Source organism: Bacillus sp. 522_BSPC (genome assembly GCF_001076885.1).
Classification (GTDB): domain Bacteria; phylum Bacillota; class Bacilli; order Bacillales; family Cytobacillaceae; genus Niallia; species Niallia hominis.
Window position 1 is genome coordinate 1 of sequence record NZ_JVDT01000094.1, and the last position, 22048, is coordinate 22048.

Consider the following 22048-nt stretch of genomic DNA (forward strand, 5'->3'; position numbering starts at 1 on the left):
ATCAATTAATCTTGTTTAATCATTCGTTTATAAATATATCTTCCGATAAAAGCAATTCCTATGATAGCAATAAGCGTATATGCAACATTGGAGTACATGTCCATATAGTGGACGATATCTTCCCAAGAGTCGCCTACTGCTGCTCCAATTCGAATAAGGACAAAGTTCCACACGAACGTACCAATTGTTGTTAAAAATAAAAAGATACCAAAATTCATTTTTGCCATACCAGCGGGAAGTGAAATTAAGCTTCGAATTAGCGGAATAAAGCGGCAGAAGAAGACGGTCCAATAACCGTATTTATCAAACCAGCGATCTGCCTTATATAAATCTTCTCTTTTCAATCGGAGAATTCTACCCCATTTATCTACTATTTTTTCTAACTTCTTGATTTCTAATAAGGAACCAATAAAATAAAGAATGATTGCTCCTAGAACCGACCCAATCGTAGAAACGAGAACAACCCCTGTTATAGTCATCTCTGTTTTTGCCGTCATCGCCCCCCCGAATGTTAATATCACTTCCGATGGAATCGGGGGAAAGATATTTTCAAGCATAATTAACAAAAGGATTCCGATATATCCGAAGTTTTCCATTATTTCCATAATCCAATTTTCCATTTACTGCACTCCTTAAATGATTATCACTATTATGCATTTAGATATTCTATTTTGCCTATCCGTATCTTATCATAGGGTTTAGGATTCTTCTATTATAATTCTATTTCTACAAGTTATATAACATTCATGCTTTCTTAATAAAGAGTGTTGCAATTTGGGAAATATGCTAAAATAAGGATAAATATAAAAGCTATTATAGATTGGAGATTATCTATGCTTGATTTTTGGCAAGCAAATCATTTAAGCACAAATTTGATGAACATATTTGGTTGGGGCATACTTATTTGTGCTGTTTGTTATTTATATAGAAGACAAACGGAAAAACCTGTTATATGGAAAATGGTAATTGTTGTCTACATAGGTTTATTTTGTTTTAACTTTCAGTTCGCCATTGGTGAAACACCAGTGAAAATAGCAATATTACCACTTGGTGTATGGATACTAATATTGGTTTTTGGAAAGAAGAAAGAACGATGGAAGATATATCGACCATATGCCTGGTTTGGGTTCTTTGGGAATTATATTTTTCTTATAACTACTTTACTTATTTCTCCATTACAGAATATTTTGTATCCAATAGAAAAAGTAGAAACTTTTTTAGCTGAATTAGATGATCCTGGCATTCTATTAATCCATCCTTCTGGTAAACAAGCAGATCTTAATAATGAGGTGTTTATAGAAAGTCTATCATCATGGGAGTTAAGCAAAATGGACTCGATGCTTTGGTATGATGAATCATATCCAGAAATAGATGAGGAAGAATGGGAAGAGGATGAACAGGCGCCATATCAGACAACGGAACGCTTTCCCTATATTCTTTTAGGAGCAAGTCCAAAGTGGGGGAGTGGCTATGAATCTACTATTTATATTGAAAAAGATGGAAAAGGCATGCTTATTTCAACAGAAAAAGAGCAGTTCTATTTTCAATCGTCTAAATCCATCATAGAAGGAAGGAAAGAATAAGTGAGATATAAATGGATATGGAGTTTAGTGGTCGTATTAATAATTGCTATATGTTTACTTATTTTTCTTCCTTTAAATGAAGAGCAACGTACTCCTTCTTCTCTTCCAAATGAAAATCAATTAAAGAAAATGATTTTGGAAACAGGCGATGTAAACATTAAGTCTATTTTCGAACAAATGGCTATCGACGATAATCATATTTTTATGCCCCACCTTTCTAGTGATAATCAATATGGCTATAGTTTATTAGAATGGAAAAAGAATAAATGGGAAGTAACCTATGTAACATCATCAGGACAACCGCTTTTGTGGAAAATTACAGGTGGAAATAAGTCTGAATCATATTTTATATGGAACCTTGAAACAAAATATAAAATAGATCATCTTACTTTTTTTATGAATAAGCATCGGAATTTTAGAAGTGGATGGGGTGTTGAATTTTATGAACCTGCAATCCAAATAGAGGAAGTTGTTTCTTTAGGCGATAAGCCATATGGGATACACAAAGTCACCGATGAATGGGAGAGGATATGGAAGGCTACTCAGATAAAGGTTGAGGAACAGGAAGAAGATTTATTTACTTTTAATAATGAAGAAGGGCTGCATTTTGGCGTTAAAGGTTATGATAGGGAAAATAATTATGTAGAACCATATAACTACTACGAAAATAGCAGTTCCACAAGTTCAGGTGCGAAAACGGAATATGTATCTATTTTGGATGAATGGGATGGGGAACAGTGGTAAATAAAATGTTCTTCGATAAAAAAGGAGAGAGATAAAATCTACCTCTCAAATTTTGGTTTCATTTTTACAATAAATACGAATGACAGAATAGCAATGAATCCTAAGAATATCTCGATGACAAGAAGATTTGTCAAAGTGCCTGCTTGATAAAGAGCTGGCAAGAAATTAATTGCTGCATGGATGATAATAGCGTAAAGAACATAGGTGAATTTGTTTTGTCTAATAGCATACAGAACAAGGATAGAAAGAGCGAGATGTAAAGCAAGAGCAAAAATTCTTTCTAATCCGCCTGTGGCAAAAACCCAAGTGTTTGCTTCCTCAAATTGCTCCTTAATGCTCGTAATTTCTTCAGGTGTAGCAGCAGCTCCAAGAATAGTTTCTAAGTTCCCAGTTTTAATCATTGCGGAGATAAGGAGAGAATTTAGTGCTGACATTCCACCTATAAGTATTGCTTCTATTCCTCCATGACCTAAACCGTAAGATAGCCCATCATTAAAATGATGATTATTTTTTAAGAATACTTTAAAAGCAAAATATCGACCCATTTCTTCAAATATTCCGGCCGCAAGCCCTCCATACAAGGCAAAGATATATGGGTTTGTGCTCCATCTTAATTCAGTTCCATTTGGAGCGAGTGCGAGGAAATGAACGATCTTTTCTAGAATTTGTGAAAAAACTATGAAGATAAGTACTCCAACAAGCAAGGATCTCCATGACATCATCTTTTTTCTTTGTAAATATATCATTAAAAGAACAGGCACAATTACAGCAAGGAATAATTGTAGAGATACTCCTAAATAGATAGAATTCATTCGATTTTCCCCTTTCAACCTATTTCATAACTGTTATATTAAGTGTATAACAGTTTAAGAAGGTACGTCAATAAATATGGGGATAAATGAAAGTTAAAAAAGATAATCAGAAAAGGAAGTGACCAAATGATTGAATTAACAGGAAAATACAATACTGCTAAGGTGTTTACTGATCAATTAGAAGAAATGGCTGAAGCACAAATTAAAGAATTGTGTGATCAGGAATTTGCACAAAAAAGCAAAATCCGCATTATGCCAGATACCCATGCAGGCGTTGGCTGTACAATTGGGACAACAATGACTATCCATGACAAAATTGTTCCAAATTTAGTAGGGGTCGATATTGGGTGTGGCATGGCGGTGGCGAAAGTGAATACTGGGGATAAAGAAATCAATTATGACGCATTAGATGCCGCTGTTCGCAAATACATTCCAAGCGGTTTCTCTATTCGTGATAAAGCACATCCGTATAATGAAGAGATAGATTTGGATGAAGTGAAAGCACCAATAAATAGAAAAAGGGCAGAACAAAGTATTGGAACCTTAGGTGGCGGAAATCATTTTATTGAGTTGAATCAATCAACTGATGGAAATGTGTATATTGTTATACATAGCGGCAGCCGTAACCTAGGGGCACAAGTTGCAGAATATTACCAGACACTTGCTTATGATAATTTATTAAATGTTGATGGGATGAAAAAAGAACTTATTGCTAAATTGAAAGAAGAGGGAAGACATGCTGAAATCCAATCAAGTATAAATAGTATGAAACTACCGAAAATAAACAAAGAGCTTGCTTATTTAGAATCTCAAGGATTTAAAGACTATATGCACGATATGAAAATTGCTCAAAAGTATGCTTATTTAAACCGTCTTGCAATGATTGATGTCATAGTTACAAAGATGAACTGGGTTATTTTAGATCAATTTACTACTATTCACAATTATATTGATATGGAAAATATGATATTAAGAAAAGGTGCAATCTCTGCTAGAAAAGGAGAAAGAGTAATCATTCCATTAAATATGAGAGATGGCAGCATTATTGCATTTGGGAAAGGCAACGATGACTGGAATCAATCCGCCCCACATGGAGCAGGAAGATTGATGTCGAGAACGAAAGCGAGAAAAACAGTTAGTTTAAAGGATTTTGAAACATCGATGAAAGATGTTTGGAGCACTTCAGTTAAGAATAGTACATTAGATGAAAGTCCATTTGCTTATAAACCGATGGAAGAAATTATTAAGCACACAGCAGATACAATTGATATCGCAGAAATTATTAAGCCATTGTATAATTTTAAGGCAAATTAACAAGGGAATGCAAAGGTTCTAAGTATAGTGGGCTAAAAGCAGAGAGAGGAGGAACTAATCTAATATTTCCTCCTCTCTCCTTGTCATACATATTTAATTAGAGTTTCAAAAATGAGCGAAATAAAAATCGGAAAAAGCCATAGAAGATTTCAATGAAATCGAGTAATACTTCTAATAGATTCCAAGCAAAGGAGTCTTTTTTATCTTTTTTTCTCAAAGTAAATCCTCCTAATTAACGGATAACGCCATGTGGCAAAATGGCATGAACACCTTTTACTCCATTAACAATTTGCGTAATATGTAAATCAACAGAAACACTGGCTAAAGCAGTTGCTTCTGTTCGTGAAATAGAATAGAATTGCTCCATTAAAGAGATCATATCTGATAAGGCAATTTCTGTTGCCTTATTTAAATCTTCATCGAACCCAAATGTAATCCAGCCATTTGGCGTTTTCGCTCTAGGATACGTTAAATCCATATCTTTTCTTACAATTAATGTAATGTCTACATGCTCCATTGGACATTCAATTGCTGTACCTGAGATTTCTCCGTCTCCTTGGAGTGCGTGGCCGTCTCCAATGGAGAAAAGAGCATTTTCAACAGAGATTGGTAAAAATAAACTGCTGCCTTTTACGATTTCCTTACAATCAATATTACCACCACAATATCTTGGTGGAGAGGTAGAATGGACACCTGCTTCTTTTGGAGCAACGCCAAGAACACCCATAAACGGCTGCAAGGCAATATGAAATGGTCGGGAATGAATGGAGGTTGAGCCAATCATTTTCTCCGTATCTAATTCCCAATCTAATTGAATTCTGTCAGTATGAGAGATTCCAATCGCATTATTTTGCCAATTCGCCATTCCGCCGGCCCAATTACGTCCATACCAACCTGGAACAATATCATTAAGTTTTACTTCTAAAACCATTCCAGGCTTAGCACCTCTAACAGCAATAGGACCAATCATCGGATGCTGTGGTTTTTCTTCTTGTTCTCGTGAGGAGTATTTACGATAATCTTCCTCTTTAGAGGCTGAATAGCCCCATTCAATATCCAGTGTCTTTAGCGTAATCGAGTCGCCTGATTCCACTGTTAATATTGGTTTATAGTTATTGCTAAAGGAACCATGCAAGTTTTCCTGCTTTAAAGATAAATGATGCTGCATTTTTCTCCTCCTAAAAAAGATTATTTTCCCTTTTATTCGCTAAAAATGTGCACATTCCTTTTATCTATGAAAAAATATTTATCTTCTTTTGGTTAAACTATAAACCTTTGTTGCTATTATATTTGGTGTTATTCTTTCTTTTAAAGTAGGAAAGACAGATCCTACATACTCCTCAGGGTTTCGAATATAGGCCTTTTCATACATATAAATCGTAAAGGAACAGGATACACGGACATAAATGTCTCCATCCATGTCATATGGTTCCGATATTGTAATGACTTCAAAGGAATCATCAAATTTATTTGTTTTTGCATTTAATCTCTTTGTAACATTCTCTTTATATTTCGTTGTTCTCATTGGCTTGTAATGAAAATCAACGACTCCAATTGCTTGAATCATACCTTCCTCCCAGTTAAAACATTCGAACAAATATTATACCATTTATTTTTAAGATATTTAGAAAAAATCACTAGTGTTGCATTAATTTATTTTCACTATTAAAAATACTCAAAATGTTCAATTTTATTATTTTGTGCAAAGAAAAAGTCCTTTATAATGGATAAGTCAGGTGGTAACCCGTCCAAATCCACTAAAAAAGGACCAACTCATGGACAAGATTACACGAAAAACTTCATTTGGACAATGGTTTTCACCAATAAATCTTCAACTTTTTGAAGAAACCGTGAAAACGTTGAAATTAGATTACTATACGAAAAAACTAAAAACAGACTCATTTCTAAAATTACTCCTTTTTGCACAGCTACAAGAAGTCGAAAGTTTGCATGAGCTAAGCGATTGTCTTTTCGACGACCAACTACAAAAAGGCATTGATCTTGATTCAATCAGTATTTCTCAGCTCTCACGCCGATTAAACGGTATAAATCCAGATTTATTTCAAAGGCTTTTCCTTGATTTAGTCGCACAAATTCATGCAAAAACACATTATACAAAGCTTATTATGCCGTTAAAAATCATTGATTCAAGCACATTGCCACTTAATTTGACCAATCATAAATGGGCAAAGTTCCGCAAAACAAAAGCGGGTGTCAAGTTGCATTTGAGACTTGTGTTTATGGAAAAAGGGAGTTCCTATCCTGAAAAGGCTGTTTTAACAACGGCAAAAGAACATGATCGTGGTCAGCTTGAAATCATGGTTGATGATAAAGAATGCATGTATGTGTTTGACCGTGGCTACCTAGATTACGAGCGCTTTGACCGAATGACAGATGATGGTTACTTTTTTCTTTCAAGGCTACGGAAAAACGCAGTCATACGGGAAGTTTATAATTTTAAACTACCCGAGAATTCAGCTGTTTTGTCAGATCAAATGGTGTTGATTGGTACGACTCAAAACCGTGCTGAAAATTACTTTCGTCTTCTAAAAGTGATGGATTCAAAAGGAAATGAACTGCATTTAATTACCAATCGTTTTGATTTGAGTGCCGAAGAAATTTCAGAGATGTACAAATCACGGTGGGCAATTGAGTTGTTCTTTAAATGGATCAAACAGCATCTCAGCATCAAAAAGTTCTACGGTCAAAGTGAATGGGCGATTCAAAACCAAGTGTTTATCGCACTGATTGTTTTTTGCCTACATGTTCTCGTACAACTTGAAACAAGAAGTAAGCGAAAAACCTTACAAATTAGCCGTTATTTAAGGGCTGCATTGTGGAAACCAGCTCATATCTGGCTTCGAAAGATTGAAGGGAAAGCCATCCCTTAATAAGCAAATTGTTGTTGTCGCACAAGTCTAATTGTAAAAAAAAACCAAATGGATGGAGCCACCTTTGAATAGGTATTTACCTTTTTGGCTCTAAACAAGGAGGATAATCAGACTGAAAATTGCGACAATATTTATGCAACACTAGTGAGAAAAAATATTATTTAAAAATTCGAAATTCATGGTAGGATGAAAAAGACTATAGTTGTTTTTCATTTATTAAATTTTTTATAGGAGTAACTATTTTAGGAGGCAAAATGAAAGAGCGTATTGTTGGAATATTGATTTTTAATGAAGTAGAAGTATTAGATGTTGCTGGTCCATTTGAAGTTTTCTCTTTAGCTGGAGGGGAGAATAAATTATTCCATGTCCATACTATTTCAGAAAAAGGGGGGACTATTATAGCAAGAAATGGTCTGAAGATAGAAGCAGATTTTTCTTTTGAAAACCACCCTGATTTGGATATTCTTATCCTTCCTGGTGGTTATGGTGCAGAAGAAATCGAAATGCATAACCCTGTTGTTATTAATTGGATAAAAGAGCAAGCAAGACAAGTGGAATATATGACTTCTGTCTGTACAGGAGCATTTTTGTTAGCAAAAGCCGGTTTATTGGATGATTTAAGGGCAACTACGCACTGGATGGATATTGACAGGTTGGAAAGGGAATTCCAAAAGGTTCAGCTTGTAAGAAATGTTAAATTTGTGGATGAAGGAACGATATTAACTTCTGGTGGGATATCTGCGGGAATCAATATGTCCTTTCATTTAGTGGAGAAATTATGTGGCAAAGAAGTGGGCAGGGAAACAGCAAAGCGGATGGAGTATGATAGATGATTAGTGAGAGATAAATAGAATAGGAGGAGATCATGAGATGAAAACAATTTCTATTTTGCATTATGATGCTTTTACAGAACAGCCAGATAAGGGGAATCCAGCTGGAATCGTATTAGAGGGTGAGAAATATACAGAGGAAGAAATGCAAAAAATAGCAAAAGATGTGGGTTTTAATGAAACTGCCTTTGTATTACGATCAGATAGGGCGGATCTGAATATTCGTTATTTCACCCCAGGCCATGAAGTGAATCTTTGTGGACATGCCACTATCGCTACTATTTTTGCATTAAAAACAAATGGTCATCTTTCTGAAAAAGTGGTCTTTTCGATTGAAACCAAAGCAGGTGTTCTACCTATTCGGATCAATCAAAATAAACAGTCTTCTCCTTCCATTATTATGAAGCAAGTAACACCACAATTTAAAGAATTTAAAGGTTCGCGCCATGAATTAGCAGATGTGATTGGTATTAAAGAATCTGATATAGATGAAAAGCATCCGATTCTATATGGAAATACAGGGCTTTGGACATTACTTGTTCCTATTAAGGAACTGCATGTATTTTCGAAAATGGCTGTAAAAAATGATTTGTTTCCATCTATTTTAAAGGAAATTCCCCATGCATCCATTCATCCATTTTCTCTTGAAACCTATGATGTAAATGCAACGATGCATGGAAGACATTTTTCTTCCCCTTACTCAGGTACAATAGAAGATCCTGTTACTGGAACAGCTTCGGGAGTAATGGGAGCATATTACGTTACCTATGTGGATGAAAAGTGGAAGAACGAGCCTATTATCATTGAACAAGGTCAGGAGATAGGGCGTGATGGAAGAGTAACTGTTCTTGTTGCTGAAAGGAAAGGTCAATTGGATGTGGAGATAAGTGGAACCGCGGTTTTTGTAAAGGAATTCAAATTAACTATCGAATGATGGAGCGACTCGAAAAGGGGGATTTACATGGAAAAAATAGTGCCAATGGAAGCAGCTCGATTGTTTATAGATACATATTTTCCGAATTGTAATGCTGCTGTTTTAGCAGGAAGTGTGGTGAGAGGACAAGCGACACCTACTTCTGATCTTGATATTGTCATTTTTGATGAGAAAATCGTTTCCTCTTATAGAGAGTCCATGATGGAATTTGGTTGGCCAATCGAGATATTTGTACATAATTTAGCTTCTTATAAGGATTTTTTCTTAATGGATTATAATTTAGCAAAACCTTCTATGCAACGAATGGTAACAGAAGGAATCGTTTTAAAAGATGACGGAGTTTTGCAAGTTATAAAAAAAGAAGCAGAAGAAATGCTGGCAGAAGGTCCGAAAGAATGGCCAGAGGAAACAATTCGAACAAAGCGTTACTTTATATCAGACGTACTGGATGATTTTATCGGTTCAGACAATGAGCAAGAGGTAATTTTTATAGCAAGCACACTAAGCTTCCTTCTCCATGAATTTGTATTAAGAGTAAATAAACAGTGGATTGGTACATCGAAATGGATGGTGCGATCATTACGGCAATTTGATCAAAAATTTGCGGATGAATTCATTGAAGCGTTTGAAACCTTTTATCGGACTAGGGAAAAGGAAAACATTATTATACTTACGGAAAGAGTATTAAAGCCATATGGCGGAAAATTATTTACTGGGTTTTCCCTTGGGAAGGAAAAGAAACATAGTAATTAACGGATGTCCAAAATGTATAGGGCATCCGCTGTGGTGAATATTCAGTTTATTGTTTATTCTTTGCCATATTTGCAAACGAAATAGAAGCTAATAATGGAGCAGAAGCAATTAATAAACCAAATAGAAATTCCATGATTTCCTCCTTAGAGAAAAAGATTTAATATTCAGTATCTTGATTTTATTATATCGAAAAGTAGATTGATTTGCAAAGAAACGAATGACTTATCATCAATTTATCCTTCATTATTTTTTCTTATCATAAGTGATTAGAATGTTATTATGTTTCTCTAGGCGTCCATAATGTACTCTAAATATAGAATGATTTTTGAGGAGGAATAGATTAGATGACTATTATTGGCGTGCATCATGCTCAAATAACGATTCCAAAAGGCTTGGAACAACAAGCAAAGGATTTTTACTGTGGAGTATTAGGTTTAAACGAAATGAAGAAGCCGATTTCTTTACAAGGGCGAGGTGGATTTTGGCTATCACTTGGAAACATAGATGTACATGTTGGCACAGAGGATGGCTTTGATCGTTTTTCAACAAAAGCTCATGTAGCTTATCAAGTAGATAATATGAATAAATGGAAAAACAAACTTAACAACCTTGGAATAGAAATAGCAGATTTTATTCCGATTGAAGGCTATGAACGATTTGAATTTCGTGATCCATTCGGCAATCGTATAGAGATTATCGAAAAAAAGATTCAAAAATAGCCTAATTACTTACGAGAGAAATTAGCTAGTGTGCTAAACTAGTAAGTAAAATACGTAAAGGAGAAAACGGATGAAAGAAGGATTTATAGAAGTAACAGGTGGAAAAGTTTCGTATGTTATACATAATGAGACAGCTAATAAAATCCCACTGCTTGTTTTACATGGAGGACCAGGTTCTAGCTCCTACTCTTTACAAGGATTAAAAGATTTGGCAATTGATCGCCCGGTCGTTTTATATGATCAGCTAGGCTGTGGCAAATCAGATCGGCCAGATGATGATTCCCTTTGGACTTTAGACAGGTTTGTGGAAGAAGTTGGGCTAGTTCAAAAAGGATTAGGGCTGAATAAAGTACATATACTTGGCCATTCTTGGGGCACAACCCTTGCAGCTGCATATTATTTTGGTGAACCAGAAGGGATTAGCAGTATTATTTTCTCAAGCCCTTGTTTAAGCGCACCATTATGGGAAAAAGATCAAAAGAAAAATTTAACTTTACTACCACTAGAGGTTCAAGAAACCATCAAAAACTGTGAAGAAAACGGAAAGACAGATACACCTGCCTTTCAAAAAGCAATTGAAGTGTTTAATGACCATTTTGTATGTAGATTAAAGCCTTACCCAGAACATTTAAAAAAGGGGAAGCATTTTAGAAATCCACATGTATATCAAGTAATGTGGGGACCTTCCGAATTTACTGTGCAAGGGAACTTAAAATCATTTGATTGTATGGATCGGTTATCTGAAATATCTATACCAACATTGTATACTTGTGGGCGATATGATGAAGCAACACCAGCATCAACGGAATATTTTAGTAGCAAAACGCCAAATGCAGCTTTTCATGTATTTGAAGAAAGTGCCCATATGGCCTATATTGAAGAACCAGAACAATATAGAAAGGTCATGAATGAATTCTTGTCCCAATTAGACAAGTAATATAGATGAAAGAAAGCCGAAAGGAGGAACAGACCTTTTGGCTTTTGCTATGCAATAAGAAAAAATTCCGTAATTATCTACTTTATCTTTCTGTTTTTAGGAGATTATTGGTATACTACAGGATAGAGGTTCTACATCCTAAAAAGATGTAAAAACGATTTTAAAAGTAAAATGAGGGACATTGCGTGGAAAAAAAATCATCAAGAAAACTTGCAAGGTATTCACTTCTTATCATGGGATTGGGATTTATTCTAACATTCCCTTTTCAAGATAATATTTGGATACATTTAGTTCATGGGGGCTTTGAAGCTGGACTTGTCGGGGGATTAGCAGACTGGTTTGCAGTAACAGCACTATTTAGGCATCCTTTAGGCTTACCGATACCACATACCGCTTTATTACCTAAAAATAGGGATAGAATGGTAAATGGATTAGTGAATGTATTGAAAAAGGATTGGTTATCAAAGGAAAGTATTCAAGATAAAGTGAAGAATATTCCTTTTACCGAAAAAATCACAGCAACCATTAAAACAAGAATAGAAACAGAACCAGTAAAGAAAGCGATGATTAAAGCTACACAGCAAGCAATTAGCAATATTGATGTAGAAAAAATCACTCCATTTGTGCGTAAGCAAATGTCAGCGGCTTTATCTGATGTGCAAATTAGTAATATTTTAAAGCTGCTTACCAATCAATTAATTTCAGAAGAAGTTGATAAGAAAGCATTAGATCATGTTCTTGTAAAAACAGAAACGTGGCTCAGAAAAGAAGAGACGGCTCGAAAACTTGGCTCTGTTTCCATGAATGTATTAAATAATGTAGAGGCAAATGGCATGCTTCAATTTGCTTTAAAAACATTGCAGAATATTTTAACGGAAGATAAGTTAGGGCAAATTGTCCAAAATCTTTGCTTGAGTGGAATGCGAAGTCTTCAAAGAGAAGGGGAGCAAAACCGTGAAGCGCTTATTCTCTATATTCGCAAGGAAATCGAAAGCCTTCCAGAAAATGATAAAGTATTAGAAGGAATCAATACATGGAAGGATAAGGTACTAGACTCCCTAGAATCCAATCATACGATTTTAGCTAGCCTTCAACAAGCACAAGAAAAAGCAATCGAGCTTCTTGAAAATGAGGAGTTCATGGAAACAAAAGCAATTCCATTTATTCTTCAACTAATGGAAAAAATCGAAGAAAATGGCGAAAAGATGGATCCGTGGATTATTCAGCAAATTTCTAATTTTATCGAGAAAAACCATGATCAAATTGGCAATTTAGTAAAAGAAAATCTTGATAAGCTAGATAACGAAACACTAGTCGATATGATTGAGAATAACGTCGGTAAAGATCTGCAATGGATTCGTGTAAACGGTGCAGTATGTGGTTTTATTATCGGTCTGTTCTTAAGTGCGCTTCAATTAGTGGCTAATATGATGTAAGGTGTAAGATAAAAGGAAATATTGCCAAAAAAGCATTCGCAAATGAATGCTTTTTTTGTTGTGGATTGTTAGTATAGTTTCATTTTACTCTTATAATGATAGGAATTATGCATCGTCCACTAATTCACTTCATTAAAGTAAAAATGGAAAAATATTTCCATATTAAGGGTTGAAAGTTTATAATAAATATTATCTAAATTTTAAAAATTATTAGGTAGAATGATGGAATGGAGGGAGAGTTCATTGGTGAACATCAAAATAGAAACTCCCATTCATAGTAATGGGATTGCTGTTGTTTTGCTAAAAAAAATAAAGGGAAGATATCATGTTTTGTTAATGAAACGTGCGACCCAGATATTGAAAGATATGTGGTGTTATATAGGTGGGAGCCTAGAACAAGGGGAGAAAGCTTGGGAAGCCGCTTTAAGAGAAGTAAGGGAAGAAACAGGAATTACAAACGTAAATCTCTATAGCTCGAATACATTTGATCAATTATATTCACCATTAGAAAATTACATATATATTGCCCCAGTTTTTGTTGGTTTTGTAGAGGAAAACCAAGTTGTAGAATTAAATGAGGAGCATAGTGAGTACAAGTGGCTGTCTTTTGATGAAGCAAGGCAATTAGTCACATTACCGGGAAACGAGGAAGTTCTTACCTTTATAGAGAAGCATTTTATAAAAAATACCATTACAGAGTGGCTCCAAATTGGAAGCATGAAAGTAGGGGAGTAAGGTGATAACCTATATATACATGGTAAGACACGGGGAATCGCCAAAAACAGAAGGCACAGAAAGAACAAGAGGGCTAACGGAAAAAGGGAAACAAGATTCTGAACGTATCGGCAAAATTCTTCATAAGGAAGAAATAGATCTATTTGTTTCGAGCCCTTATCAACGTGCCATTTTAACAATAAAGGATTTAGCTACAGATTTGGGCAAAGAGGTGTTCGTTTTTGAGGATTTAAAAGAAAGAGTGTTTAGTCAAGGAGATACTCCTCTTTCTGATCATGAATTACAATCTTGTCTTAGTAGGTCATATTTGAATCCTGATTATGCTCTAACAGGGGCTGAATCTAACAATGTATGTCAAAAACGAGCGATAACGGTATTAAAACAGTTACTAAATACCTATGCAGGAAAAAAGATAGTAATTGGAACCCATGGTGCAGTAATGACGCTAATGATGGGCTATTATGACAAGCGGTTTGATTTAGATTATTTACTCCATACAACAAAGCCGGATATTTACCGAATGAAATTTTTGAGAAATGAATTAGTAGAAGTGAAAAGACTGTGGGAGTGAGTTGAAAAATTATAAAGGAGAGCATTTCCTTATGAATGAGCAAAGTACGACTAATAAAGTGGCTTGGGAATACCGTGCTTATGAATTTTGGATGAAGCGTGATGGGCACCCAAAGGAAAAGGCGAAAGAAATATTGAAAGATCCTCGAACAAGTTTAAAAAAGCATCAAACGTTTTTTGAGAATGTAGAAGGAAAAAAGATTGCCAATCTTTGTGATCAAATGGAAGAAAGGCAGTTCCATTAGCACTGTTAGGAGCTGAAGTAACAATCTTTGATATATCCAAGGAGAATGAACGATATGCTCGGGAATTAGCTTATCATGCTAATACATCTATAAATTATATTGTAGGAGATATTTACGAAATCGATTTACAGACTTATGGAGAAGCATTTGATATTCTCTATCTCGAAGGTGGGATTCTACATTATTTTCAGGATATAGATCATTTCATGTCACTTCTGTTTTCTCTTTTAAAGAATGATGGAACATTGATTTTAAGTGACTTCCATCCTTTGTTAAAATGCTTGAATGATGATTTTAATGTGAAACTAGCCTATTTTGATACAGAATTACAAACAGGAGATATTGCCTATAAACAGTTTTTTCCTGAAGAAGAACAGGATGATTTTCCAGATGTTTCTATCCGCTTTTATACACTTAGCGAAATTATTAATTCATTGATAGCTGCTGGGTTAAGACTAGAGCGTTTTGAAGAACATCGTGGTTGGAAAATGGAAAATATCCCATGGGAATTTACAATCATTGCAAGAAAATGATAGAAAATGGAGATTTGTAGATGAAACTATTTGAAAGCGGGCTTTTAAAAGTTCGTAAATTGGAAAAAAAAGATAATAAATATTTAGCAAAATGGCTTTCAGATCCATCTGTCCTTGAGTATTATGAAGGAAGAGATAATCCCTTTGATTTAGATAAAGTGAATAGGGTGTTCTATCCGCCTAATGATAAGGAAGAAGTAAAAGGCATTGTCGAATATTCAAATAGAGCAATAGGGTATATACAATTTTATCCACTAGATAGTGAAGCGAAAAAGTTATATGGATATAGTACATATAGTAAGGAATTAATATACGGAACAGATCAATTTATTGGAGAAGTGGCATATTGGAATAAAGGAATTGGGGAAATGCTTGTAAGTTCGATGATTCATTTCTTAATCGAGAATCAAAAAGCCGATCGAGTAGTGATGGATCCACAAACAAGGAATGTAAGGGCGATTAAATGCTATGAAAAATGTGGATTGAAAAAAGTTAAAATTCTTGCCAAACGAGAACTACATGAAGGGGAGTATCAAGATTGTTGGCTGATGGAGTATCGGAAATGAAGGGAATTAAAAGATAAACAATAGTCTATTAAGCATTGGAATTTCAAATAGCTTGTTAGATGAAGAGGAGAATCAGAATGAATCGTAAAATGATGAAATCAAAGAATGATAAATCTATTTATGGTGTTTGTGGGGGAATAGGTGAATATTTTGGTATTACACCTTTAGGTATTCGATTGATTTTTCTTTTAACTATGCCCGTTTCTATTCTTATTTACATTATTTTAGTAAATAGTATGCCTGATTCGCCGAGAAGCTTGTGAATAATTACTGGGAGTTTTGAATATGGATAATGCATTAAAGTCAGATTGCAATAATTGTTTTGGGTTATGTTGTGTAGCATTGCCATATGGAGAATCTGCAGATTTTCCTTTTGATAAAGATAGTGGGGTATCATGTAGAAACTTATGTTCAAACAACGCATGCTCGATCCATGACAAATTGTGGGAAACAGGGTTCCGCGGTTGTGTATCCTATGAATGTTTCGGGGCGGGACAGCATGTATCACAAAAGATTTACCATGGAAAGGACTGGCGGAAGGGAGAACATGCAGATGAAATGTTCCGTGTCTTTCCAATTGTTCAACAACTACATGAAATGCTCTTTTATTTAAGGCAAGCTCTTACTTTAGAGGAAACTTCTTCTTTTCATAATAAACTTCAACGGATTTACGAAGCAATAGTAGAACTAACGGAAAGAACACCAAAAGAGATTTTAATACTCGATCTTATTTCCCACCGAAATAAAGTTAATGAGCTTTTAATTGCTTCAAGCATAAAGTATAGAGAGAATAGTACGAATAAAGGAAAAAAGGACGAAAGAAAAAATCAAATTATATCGGTGCTAATTTAAAGGGATTAAATTTACAAGGGGAAGATTTTCGAGGAAAATTAATGATTGCTGCGAATTTAAGCAATTGTGATTTGAGAAGAGCTGATTTTATTGGAGCAGATCTACGAGACGCTAACTTAAAAGGAGCAAACTTGGGTGGTGCTCTATTTCTTACACAATCGCAAATTAATTCAGCTAATGGGGATGCTGATACTAAGATACCAAACTATTTGGAAAAACCAAGTCATTGGATAGAGAAAATACTTTCATAAATGTTCTGAACAGATTGTCAGATTACATCTATTCTTTACTTAAGTCATTAACTGAAATAAGTTTTATTTATTAAAAGGGAAAGGACAAATGTAGAATAGCATACATATTCATATAGGGCAAAATCCTTTGGAATATCAATAGAAAGAGGAGATTGTGCATGGTGAGACTAAATACCTTATATCAGCATAAAGTGAAGGGCTGGCAATCAAAACAAGTGATATATCAAATTGCTCCCTCCATTGGAGAAACAATTGTAATAGAAAAAGCTCATTATAAAATTGTGAATATTATGCATTATGCAGAAGACGGAACTGTTGAGGTAATAGCAAATGCAGAATAATAGGTAAAGAAAGATCAATCCAAATATAACAAGACATTATTTGTATAATTGTGTAGACAAATTTATATTATTTCGATTTTCAAAGGTTAAAGATGTCTAATTATCTTTATTTAAGCTATAATAGTAAATAGACACACTTGAAAAGGAGAATGTATGAAAACTAAGGCTAAGATTAAAGGTGTTAAGTATAGTTCTGAATACAAATTTCCAAGGTACAAGGTCAAATTAGAAACACCTGAGGGGAAAGTATTAATTATTGCCTTCGATCATACTTTATCGTCCAAATCAAAAGGATATGTCCCATTAAATGTTAATTATGATGGGGAAGATATGGGAAATAAATTGTCATGGTATTCTAAAAAAATAGAAAATATGACAATTAATAACTTTCTAAGAATTTTAGCTGGCAAAATCGATAAATTTTATAAAGTAAGTTAAGGAAACTCTCTGTTTGAGAGTTTTTTTGTGGGAATTTTAATATTAGGTAACAAGATAGCGTTTACATATCGATAGCCGCTTCATATATTATATATTAGATAATCGAATAGGTTAGGAGAATGTATATGATATTCGAAGCGCTTCCGACATTTGTGAAGTTTTTATTTTACCTATTATTAGTGTTTTAGAGAGTGGTCATTCCTAACATGAACAATTTTGTCTATTTAATCTCAAAGTTCCAAATAATTGCTGAATTCATGGAAGAATTCAGCTTATTTGTTTTCCGACTATCGCATGATGAGGGAAATAAGGGTGCTATAATTACGGAAGATAATTATTAACGATAAAAAGTGAATCCTATAGTAAATCCATATCGTCTAACTAGCGAATCTGTAAGGGGGGAATGACTTGATTTCTAAAAGACTAGAACATTCATTATTAAGAGAGCTAGAGGAGAATGAATTAGATGAACTGTTAGAAGAAATTATGATTTTGTATGGAGACGAACTGACAAGATTAGCTTATACATATGTTAAAGATAGTGAAACGGCAAAAGACATTGTCCAAACTGTTTTTATTAAGTGTTATACCCATTTAAAGACGTTTAAAGGAGAAGCTAAATTAAAAACATGGCTTTACCGTATCACAATAAATAAGTGTAAAGATCATGTGAAAAGTGCCTATTTTAGGCGGTTTATCTTATTTAAGAAAGATATCAATCATAAGAGTGATACTATGCCGTCACCAGAAGAGGAAGTAATGTATCAAACGATGCAGGCGGAACTGAAAAATATAATTTTAAGTCTTCCACCAAAATATGCAGAAGTAATCCTCTTATATTACTACGAGGAGCTAGATATTAATGAAATTGCAGACATTCTACAAATCTCTAAGAATACAGCTAAAACGAGATTGAGAAGAGGCAGAAAAAATCTCTTGCCATTTCTAAAAAAGGAGGAATTCAGATGAAGAATGATTCCAAATTTATAAAAGAAACACTAGGAAATGTGATGAAGGATGTTCATTTTTCTGAAAGGGACAGACAAAAAGTTCTAACAGCAGTAAAAATGGTGAAGGAAGAGAAATCTAGTCGTCCTAACATAATTGTTTTATATAAAAAGCATATCGTAGCTGCTATTATTTTTTGTTTATTTATTTCCATGCTGCTTACTTTTCCAAAATTATCACCAACTCTTGCAAATACACTCTCCTCTCTCCCTTTTATAGAATCTATTTTCAAAGCATATGGAGATGGCGGATTAAAGAAAGGGAAGGACAGCCAATTAGTATCGAATATTATAGCTACTTCAAAAAGTAATGAAGCAGAAATGACGATAGAGGAAGCAATTTATGATGGAGAAAGAATATCCTTTAGTTATGTAGTGGAATCAAAGGAACCAATTAGAGATTATCAGATTGATAACCTAAATGTTTCCTTAAAGGAAGAAGCAAGAGCTGGTATAGGGAAGTTAACAGATGGTAATTATGAATTGGTGACTCCCAATAAAGTAGCCGGGATTGGAACAGTAAATTTCATTAAACATAAGGAATTACCAAAGGAAATTGAAGTTCAGCCCTACTATGCAGTAGTAATAAACGGAAAGTATGAAATCTTTCAATTTGAATTTAAACTTACCAAAACGGAAAACGTAGAGACGATTACACCAATGATTACTCGACAAAGCAAGGAGAGCGAATTCACAGTAAAGGAAATAAAAAGAACGCCAATCACGACAGTAGTTAATATGAGCTATAAACGTCCGGTGACGGAAAACGATGATAACATGCTAATGTTCCGATTAATCACAAATGAGGGAGAAGTAATACCTTGGATTTATAATACACATGGCTATGGTGGAATCACAATAAAGGATAATATGGAAGTAATGGATTCTATTCAGGAATCATTTGAAGGGTTGGATGAAAAAAATACAGATTCGGTGACGATTCAACCAATGATAGTCCAAAATATTTGGACTTATAATCCAATTGAAAAACCATTTAGAGGAAAAGATACTAAATTAGATTTGGGAGAATTGGGCAAAATCAACATTATTGGGGTTAAATATACGGGCAATGTAATGACGTTAACCTATGAATTAAATAGCCAATTTCCATTTCTGCATTCAAACTATTTTACGTTAAAGGATCATTTGGGAAAAGTATATTATGGTGCTAAAACATCCATAACCTTTAAAAAGAAGGATCATTATATTGTCGAAGAAGCATTTATGAATATTTCTAAAAAAGAACTAACGATTGAATATATGCAGGAAGAAGCTCCTGAAATATTGAAAGATTTAGAAATTGAAGTTCCGTTAAAATAATCTTATATGTAAACACTATTTAGAAGAGAAAAGGAACCCAAAAAATATTGGGTTCCTTAAAAAATGGTCTGACCATATTCATCATAATCCTTCAAACCATTTACCAAATTTACTAATACAAGATTCTTCTTTCTTTTCTTCATATCTATGAAAATCATCTTCTGTAAATTCGGCAAGTGTTTTATCAAAATTCTTTGGAATAAATATATACCAAAGATCAGACCATTTCTTATCATTATCTAATCCTCTTATATCTTCAGAAATAGTTCCTGGTGATTTACTCTCAAAGAATGTTATTTGTTCTCCATCAAAGTAAGCTAAACAAGACCTAAATTCACAAGCGCGATTATTTTCTTCTCTTAGTAATTTCAATATGCCAGTAATACCTATCGTATCTAGCATATGGTTTACATAAGCCCTTGGAAAACCATTTAATTCTTCGATAAAAAAGCCGGAATCTAAAGCGATGCAAGGCTGCTTAACGATTTCATATGCTTGCAATACTTTTTGTCTAGCGATTTCTTTAATATCATCTGTTCGTGGCTCGCTTAACTCTTCCTGTATTGGCGTTACTTTAATATTTTTCAATTCCTTTTCTGCCGATGCAATTTTCCCTTTGTTGGTTGTGACAAATATAATTTCCTTCATATGAAATGTTTCTCCTTATGCATAATAATAATACTGAATTTTATTTATATTACTTAACTCAACTTTCGCATACCAAATTAGGCAGGTAAGCTCTGATATAACTAGGCAGACCTGCAATCCATTGTGATAGTTGATTTTTAAGTAATTGTTGTGTTTGTTTATTGGTTTTCTTCAAGACATCTTGAAGAAGCTCGATTAATTGCTGCAATGCGACAGCCCAATCAAGTTCATTTACTTCATCACAAAGGTCATAAAATAAGCCACCTAATGTGCGTTCATCTGTGTGGCAACGATTTTGCCAAGATAGAATGATGTATCTAGTAAAAACTATGGTTGTATGACTGATAAGTAAGTCATAGGAGCGTCCTTGAAATTCTTTCTGTAAGCGAAGGAGCGATTTTGTCGTCTTAAAAAACACTTCAATATCCCAACGAATCCCGTAAATACGGACGATTTCTTGTTCGGAAAGAGTGCAATCTGTGCTAAGAATCGCGAGCCATTCGCTTTTCTTATTACGATTTTGAACGAACACGACTTTAACGGGTACACCGTTTTTCATCGTCGTCATGACGGAACGAAGAAGCCCTTTCTTTCCTTGAAGTGGTGACGCTAACCGATAGAGTTCTTTTAATGAAACCATTTGACCATTCATTTGATAACGTTGCTTTGCATTTTTGACCATACCAATAACGTCAAGCCCTTGTTCGACGATTGCCTGAATCAAAGGTTGTTGAGTAAACCATGTGTCCATCAACACGTAAGAGGCCTCGATTCCACTGGATAATGCCCGTTCAATCATTGATGGGATTTGATCAGGCGCAGACTGGAGAGCTTCAACACGACGCTTATAACCAGAACATCGTTTATCCATTTCTTCGTTGATTCCATTAATAGAAGAGGTTTTTGAGCTTAGTAAAGAGAAGTCAACAGGCATGAAGGTATGCCCATCTGACCAGCCTAATGTAAGCATTCGAAATCCTTTATAAAATCGCATTTTCAAGGAAGCATGATCAAAACAACGGGCAAGCAATTCCACGTTCTTACTACGATTTCGATCAAATGTAGAGTCATCAATAATAAGCACTTTCGGACGGTCCATTGATGTAAGCACACTGACCTTTTGAATGGTAGCTGTACTAAAGAATAAAAGAAATTTCCGCCAAGCAAACTTGGAATGATTTAAAAAACGATAGACGGTATCCTTACCCGGATAACGCTCGCTCTTTTTTGAAGTGACAAGGGCAAACCAATTTTTTTGATGAAAGATTAGACTAAAAACAAGCTGAAACAGATAGGCACATGAAAACCCAAAGTTTTTTCGAATACCCGCTTGGCGAAGGTACTTCGACACTTGTAATTCAGAGAATACGGCAGAAAGTTCATTTGGTAGTTGCTCATTCGAGTGTTTTTCCTTTATCATAGAGAAGGCACCTCTTCTTTGTGGTAATGGTTTCTAGTCAATTCCACTATACCAAAGATTGAGGTGCTTTTTCTGTTTAAAAGTAATTGTCAAGCACCTAAAGTGAGCGTTCTTAAAGCTTTGATAGACCTAAAACAAGGTCGATTTTCAAGGTGCGAAAGTTGAGTTA

26 protein-coding genes and 1 pseudogene are annotated in these 22048 nt (G+C 34.5%); 21 read left to right on the forward strand and 6 right to left on the reverse strand.

The annotated features are described in order from the left end of the window. Positions 1-5: 5 nt before the first annotated feature. Positions 6-620, reverse strand: a complete 615-nt coding sequence (locus tag ADJ83_RS07375) for a DedA family protein (RefSeq protein ID WP_031535880.1) — start codon at positions 618-620, stop codon at positions 6-8. Between the two features lie 213 nt (positions 621-833). Between ADJ83_RS07375 and ADJ83_RS07380 the strand changes: the two genes are divergently transcribed. Continuing rightward, a complete protein-coding gene (locus tag ADJ83_RS07380) occupies positions 834-1583 on the forward strand; it encodes a hypothetical protein (protein WP_048717390.1) in 750 nt (249 codons plus the stop codon). Further along, positions 1584-2327, forward strand: coding sequence for a hypothetical protein (locus ADJ83_RS07385; RefSeq protein ID WP_031535875.1), 744 nt, complete (start codon positions 1584-1586; stop codon positions 2325-2327). It abuts the gene before it with no gap. Positions 2328-2365: 38 nt separating this feature from the next. On the opposite strand, the gene ADJ83_RS07390 is transcribed toward ADJ83_RS07385, so the two are convergent. After that, positions 2366-3139 (reverse strand): YhfC family intramembrane metalloprotease, encoded by a 774-nt coding sequence (locus ADJ83_RS07390; protein WP_035416067.1) that lies wholly within the window; start codon positions 3137-3139, stop codon positions 2366-2368. A 126-nt stretch (positions 3140-3265) separates the two neighbouring features. Between ADJ83_RS07390 and ADJ83_RS07395 the strand changes: the two genes are divergently transcribed. After that, the gene (locus ADJ83_RS07395; RefSeq protein WP_031535871.1) at positions 3266-4453 is read left to right on the forward strand and encodes an RtcB family protein; all 1188 of its coding nucleotides are present in this window, start codon (positions 3266-3268) and stop codon (positions 4451-4453) included. A 232-nt stretch (positions 4454-4685) separates the two neighbouring features. Here ADJ83_RS07395 and ADJ83_RS07400 read toward each other — a convergent pair whose 3' ends face one another. Together ADJ83_RS07400 and ADJ83_RS07405 are read right to left on the reverse strand one after the other, a co-directional pair. Next, positions 4686-5621, reverse strand: a complete 936-nt coding sequence (locus ADJ83_RS07400; protein WP_031535868.1) for an acetamidase/formamidase family protein — start codon at positions 5619-5621, stop codon at positions 4686-4688. Between the two features lie 78 nt (positions 5622-5699). After that, positions 5700-6020, reverse strand: coding sequence for a hypothetical protein (locus ADJ83_RS07405; RefSeq protein WP_031535866.1), 321 nt, complete (start codon positions 6018-6020; stop codon positions 5700-5702). Between the two features lie 208 nt (positions 6021-6228). Here ADJ83_RS07405 and ADJ83_RS07410 point away from each other — a divergent pair, with 208 nt between their 5' ends. The 18 genes and pseudogenes from ADJ83_RS07410 to ADJ83_RS07495 all read left to right on the forward strand — a co-directional run bounded on the left by ADJ83_RS07410 (position 6229) and on the right by ADJ83_RS07495 (position 19811). After that, positions 6229-7344 (forward strand): IS4 family transposase, encoded by a 1116-nt coding sequence (locus ADJ83_RS07410; protein ID WP_016201461.1) that lies wholly within the window; start codon positions 6229-6231, stop codon positions 7342-7344. Positions 7345-7598: 254 nt separating this feature from the next. Continuing rightward, positions 7599-8177: a DJ-1/PfpI family protein gene (locus tag ADJ83_RS07415; protein ID WP_031535863.1), complete on the forward strand. Its 579-nt coding sequence runs from the start codon at positions 7599-7601 to the stop codon at positions 8175-8177. Positions 8178-8214: 37 nt separating this feature from the next. Then, entirely contained in the window at positions 8215-9108 is an 894-nt protein-coding gene (locus ADJ83_RS07420; RefSeq protein WP_031535860.1) for a PhzF family phenazine biosynthesis isomerase, read from the forward strand. 27 nt (positions 9109-9135) lie between these two features. Next, the gene (locus tag ADJ83_RS07425; RefSeq protein ID WP_031535859.1) at positions 9136-9861 is read left to right on the forward strand and encodes a nucleotidyltransferase domain-containing protein; all 726 of its coding nucleotides are present in this window, start codon (positions 9136-9138) and stop codon (positions 9859-9861) included. 344 nt (positions 9862-10205) lie between these two features. After that, on the forward strand, positions 10206-10580 hold the full coding sequence (locus ADJ83_RS07430) for a VOC family protein (RefSeq protein ID WP_031535857.1): 375 nt from the start codon (positions 10206-10208) through the stop codon (positions 10578-10580). A gap of 70 nt (positions 10581-10650) precedes the next feature. After that, positions 10651-11517 carry a proline iminopeptidase-family hydrolase gene (locus ADJ83_RS07435; protein ID WP_031535854.1) on the forward strand — a complete coding sequence of 289 codons (867 nt, stop codon included), beginning with the start codon at positions 10651-10653 and terminating at the stop codon, positions 11515-11517. A 185-nt stretch (positions 11518-11702) separates the two neighbouring features. Then, positions 11703-12953 carry a DUF445 domain-containing protein gene (locus ADJ83_RS07440; RefSeq protein WP_031535851.1) on the forward strand — a complete coding sequence of 417 codons (1251 nt, stop codon included), beginning with the start codon at positions 11703-11705 and terminating at the stop codon, positions 12951-12953. A gap of 246 nt (positions 12954-13199) precedes the next feature. Then, positions 13200-13688 carry an NUDIX hydrolase gene (locus tag ADJ83_RS07445; RefSeq protein ID WP_231512509.1) on the forward strand — a complete coding sequence of 163 codons (489 nt, stop codon included), beginning with the start codon at positions 13200-13202 and terminating at the stop codon, positions 13686-13688. Position 13689: 1 nt separating this feature from the next. After that, positions 13690-14259 carry a histidine phosphatase family protein gene (locus ADJ83_RS07450; RefSeq protein WP_031535848.1) on the forward strand — a complete coding sequence of 190 codons (570 nt, stop codon included), beginning with the start codon at positions 13690-13692 and terminating at the stop codon, positions 14257-14259. A 31-nt stretch (positions 14260-14290) separates the two neighbouring features. Beyond that, a complete protein-coding gene (locus ADJ83_RS25975) occupies positions 14291-14503 on the forward strand; it encodes a hypothetical protein (RefSeq protein ID WP_048717393.1) in 213 nt (70 codons plus the stop codon). 32 nt (positions 14504-14535) lie between these two features. Next, positions 14536-15036 (forward strand): class I SAM-dependent methyltransferase, encoded by a 501-nt coding sequence (locus ADJ83_RS07460; protein WP_231512512.1) that lies wholly within the window; start codon positions 14536-14538, stop codon positions 15034-15036. 20 nt (positions 15037-15056) lie between these two features. After that, the gene (locus ADJ83_RS07465; protein ID WP_031535846.1) at positions 15057-15602 is read left to right on the forward strand and encodes a GNAT family N-acetyltransferase; all 546 of its coding nucleotides are present in this window, start codon (positions 15057-15059) and stop codon (positions 15600-15602) included. 77 nt (positions 15603-15679) lie between these two features. Further along, the gene (locus ADJ83_RS07470) at positions 15680-15865 is read left to right on the forward strand and encodes a PspC domain-containing protein (protein WP_031535842.1); all 186 of its coding nucleotides are present in this window, start codon (positions 15680-15682) and stop codon (positions 15863-15865) included. Between the two features lie 22 nt (positions 15866-15887). Next, a pseudogene (locus tag ADJ83_RS07475) lies at positions 15888-16705 on the forward strand (pentapeptide repeat-containing protein). A 158-nt stretch (positions 16706-16863) separates the two neighbouring features. Next, positions 16864-17046, forward strand: a complete 183-nt coding sequence (locus ADJ83_RS07480; protein WP_031535841.1) for a hypothetical protein — start codon at positions 16864-16866, stop codon at positions 17044-17046. A 153-nt stretch (positions 17047-17199) separates the two neighbouring features. After that, positions 17200-17484 carry a hypothetical protein gene (locus tag ADJ83_RS07485; RefSeq protein WP_031535839.1) on the forward strand — a complete coding sequence of 95 codons (285 nt, stop codon included), beginning with the start codon at positions 17200-17202 and terminating at the stop codon, positions 17482-17484. 408 nt (positions 17485-17892) lie between these two features. Next, on the forward strand, positions 17893-18453 hold the full coding sequence (locus ADJ83_RS07490) for a sigma-70 family RNA polymerase sigma factor (protein WP_231512508.1): 561 nt from the start codon (positions 17893-17895) through the stop codon (positions 18451-18453). Then, positions 18450-19811 (forward strand): DUF4179 domain-containing protein, encoded by a 1362-nt coding sequence (locus ADJ83_RS07495; RefSeq protein WP_031535835.1) that lies wholly within the window; start codon positions 18450-18452, stop codon positions 19809-19811. The genes ADJ83_RS07490 and ADJ83_RS07495 overlap by 4 nt, the downstream gene beginning before the upstream one ends. 81 nt (positions 19812-19892) lie before the next feature. Here the strand turns inward: ADJ83_RS07495 and ADJ83_RS07500 are convergent, their stop codons facing one another. Then, complete coding sequence (locus ADJ83_RS07500) at positions 19893-20459, reverse strand: non-canonical purine NTP pyrophosphatase (RefSeq protein ID WP_031535834.1); 567 nt, start codon at positions 20457-20459, stop codon at positions 19893-19895. 58 nt (positions 20460-20517) lie between these two features. Continuing rightward, a complete protein-coding gene (locus ADJ83_RS07505; RefSeq protein ID WP_048717398.1) occupies positions 20518-21879 on the reverse strand; it encodes an IS4 family transposase in 1362 nt (453 codons plus the stop codon). Positions 21880-22048: the final 169 nt, after the last annotated feature.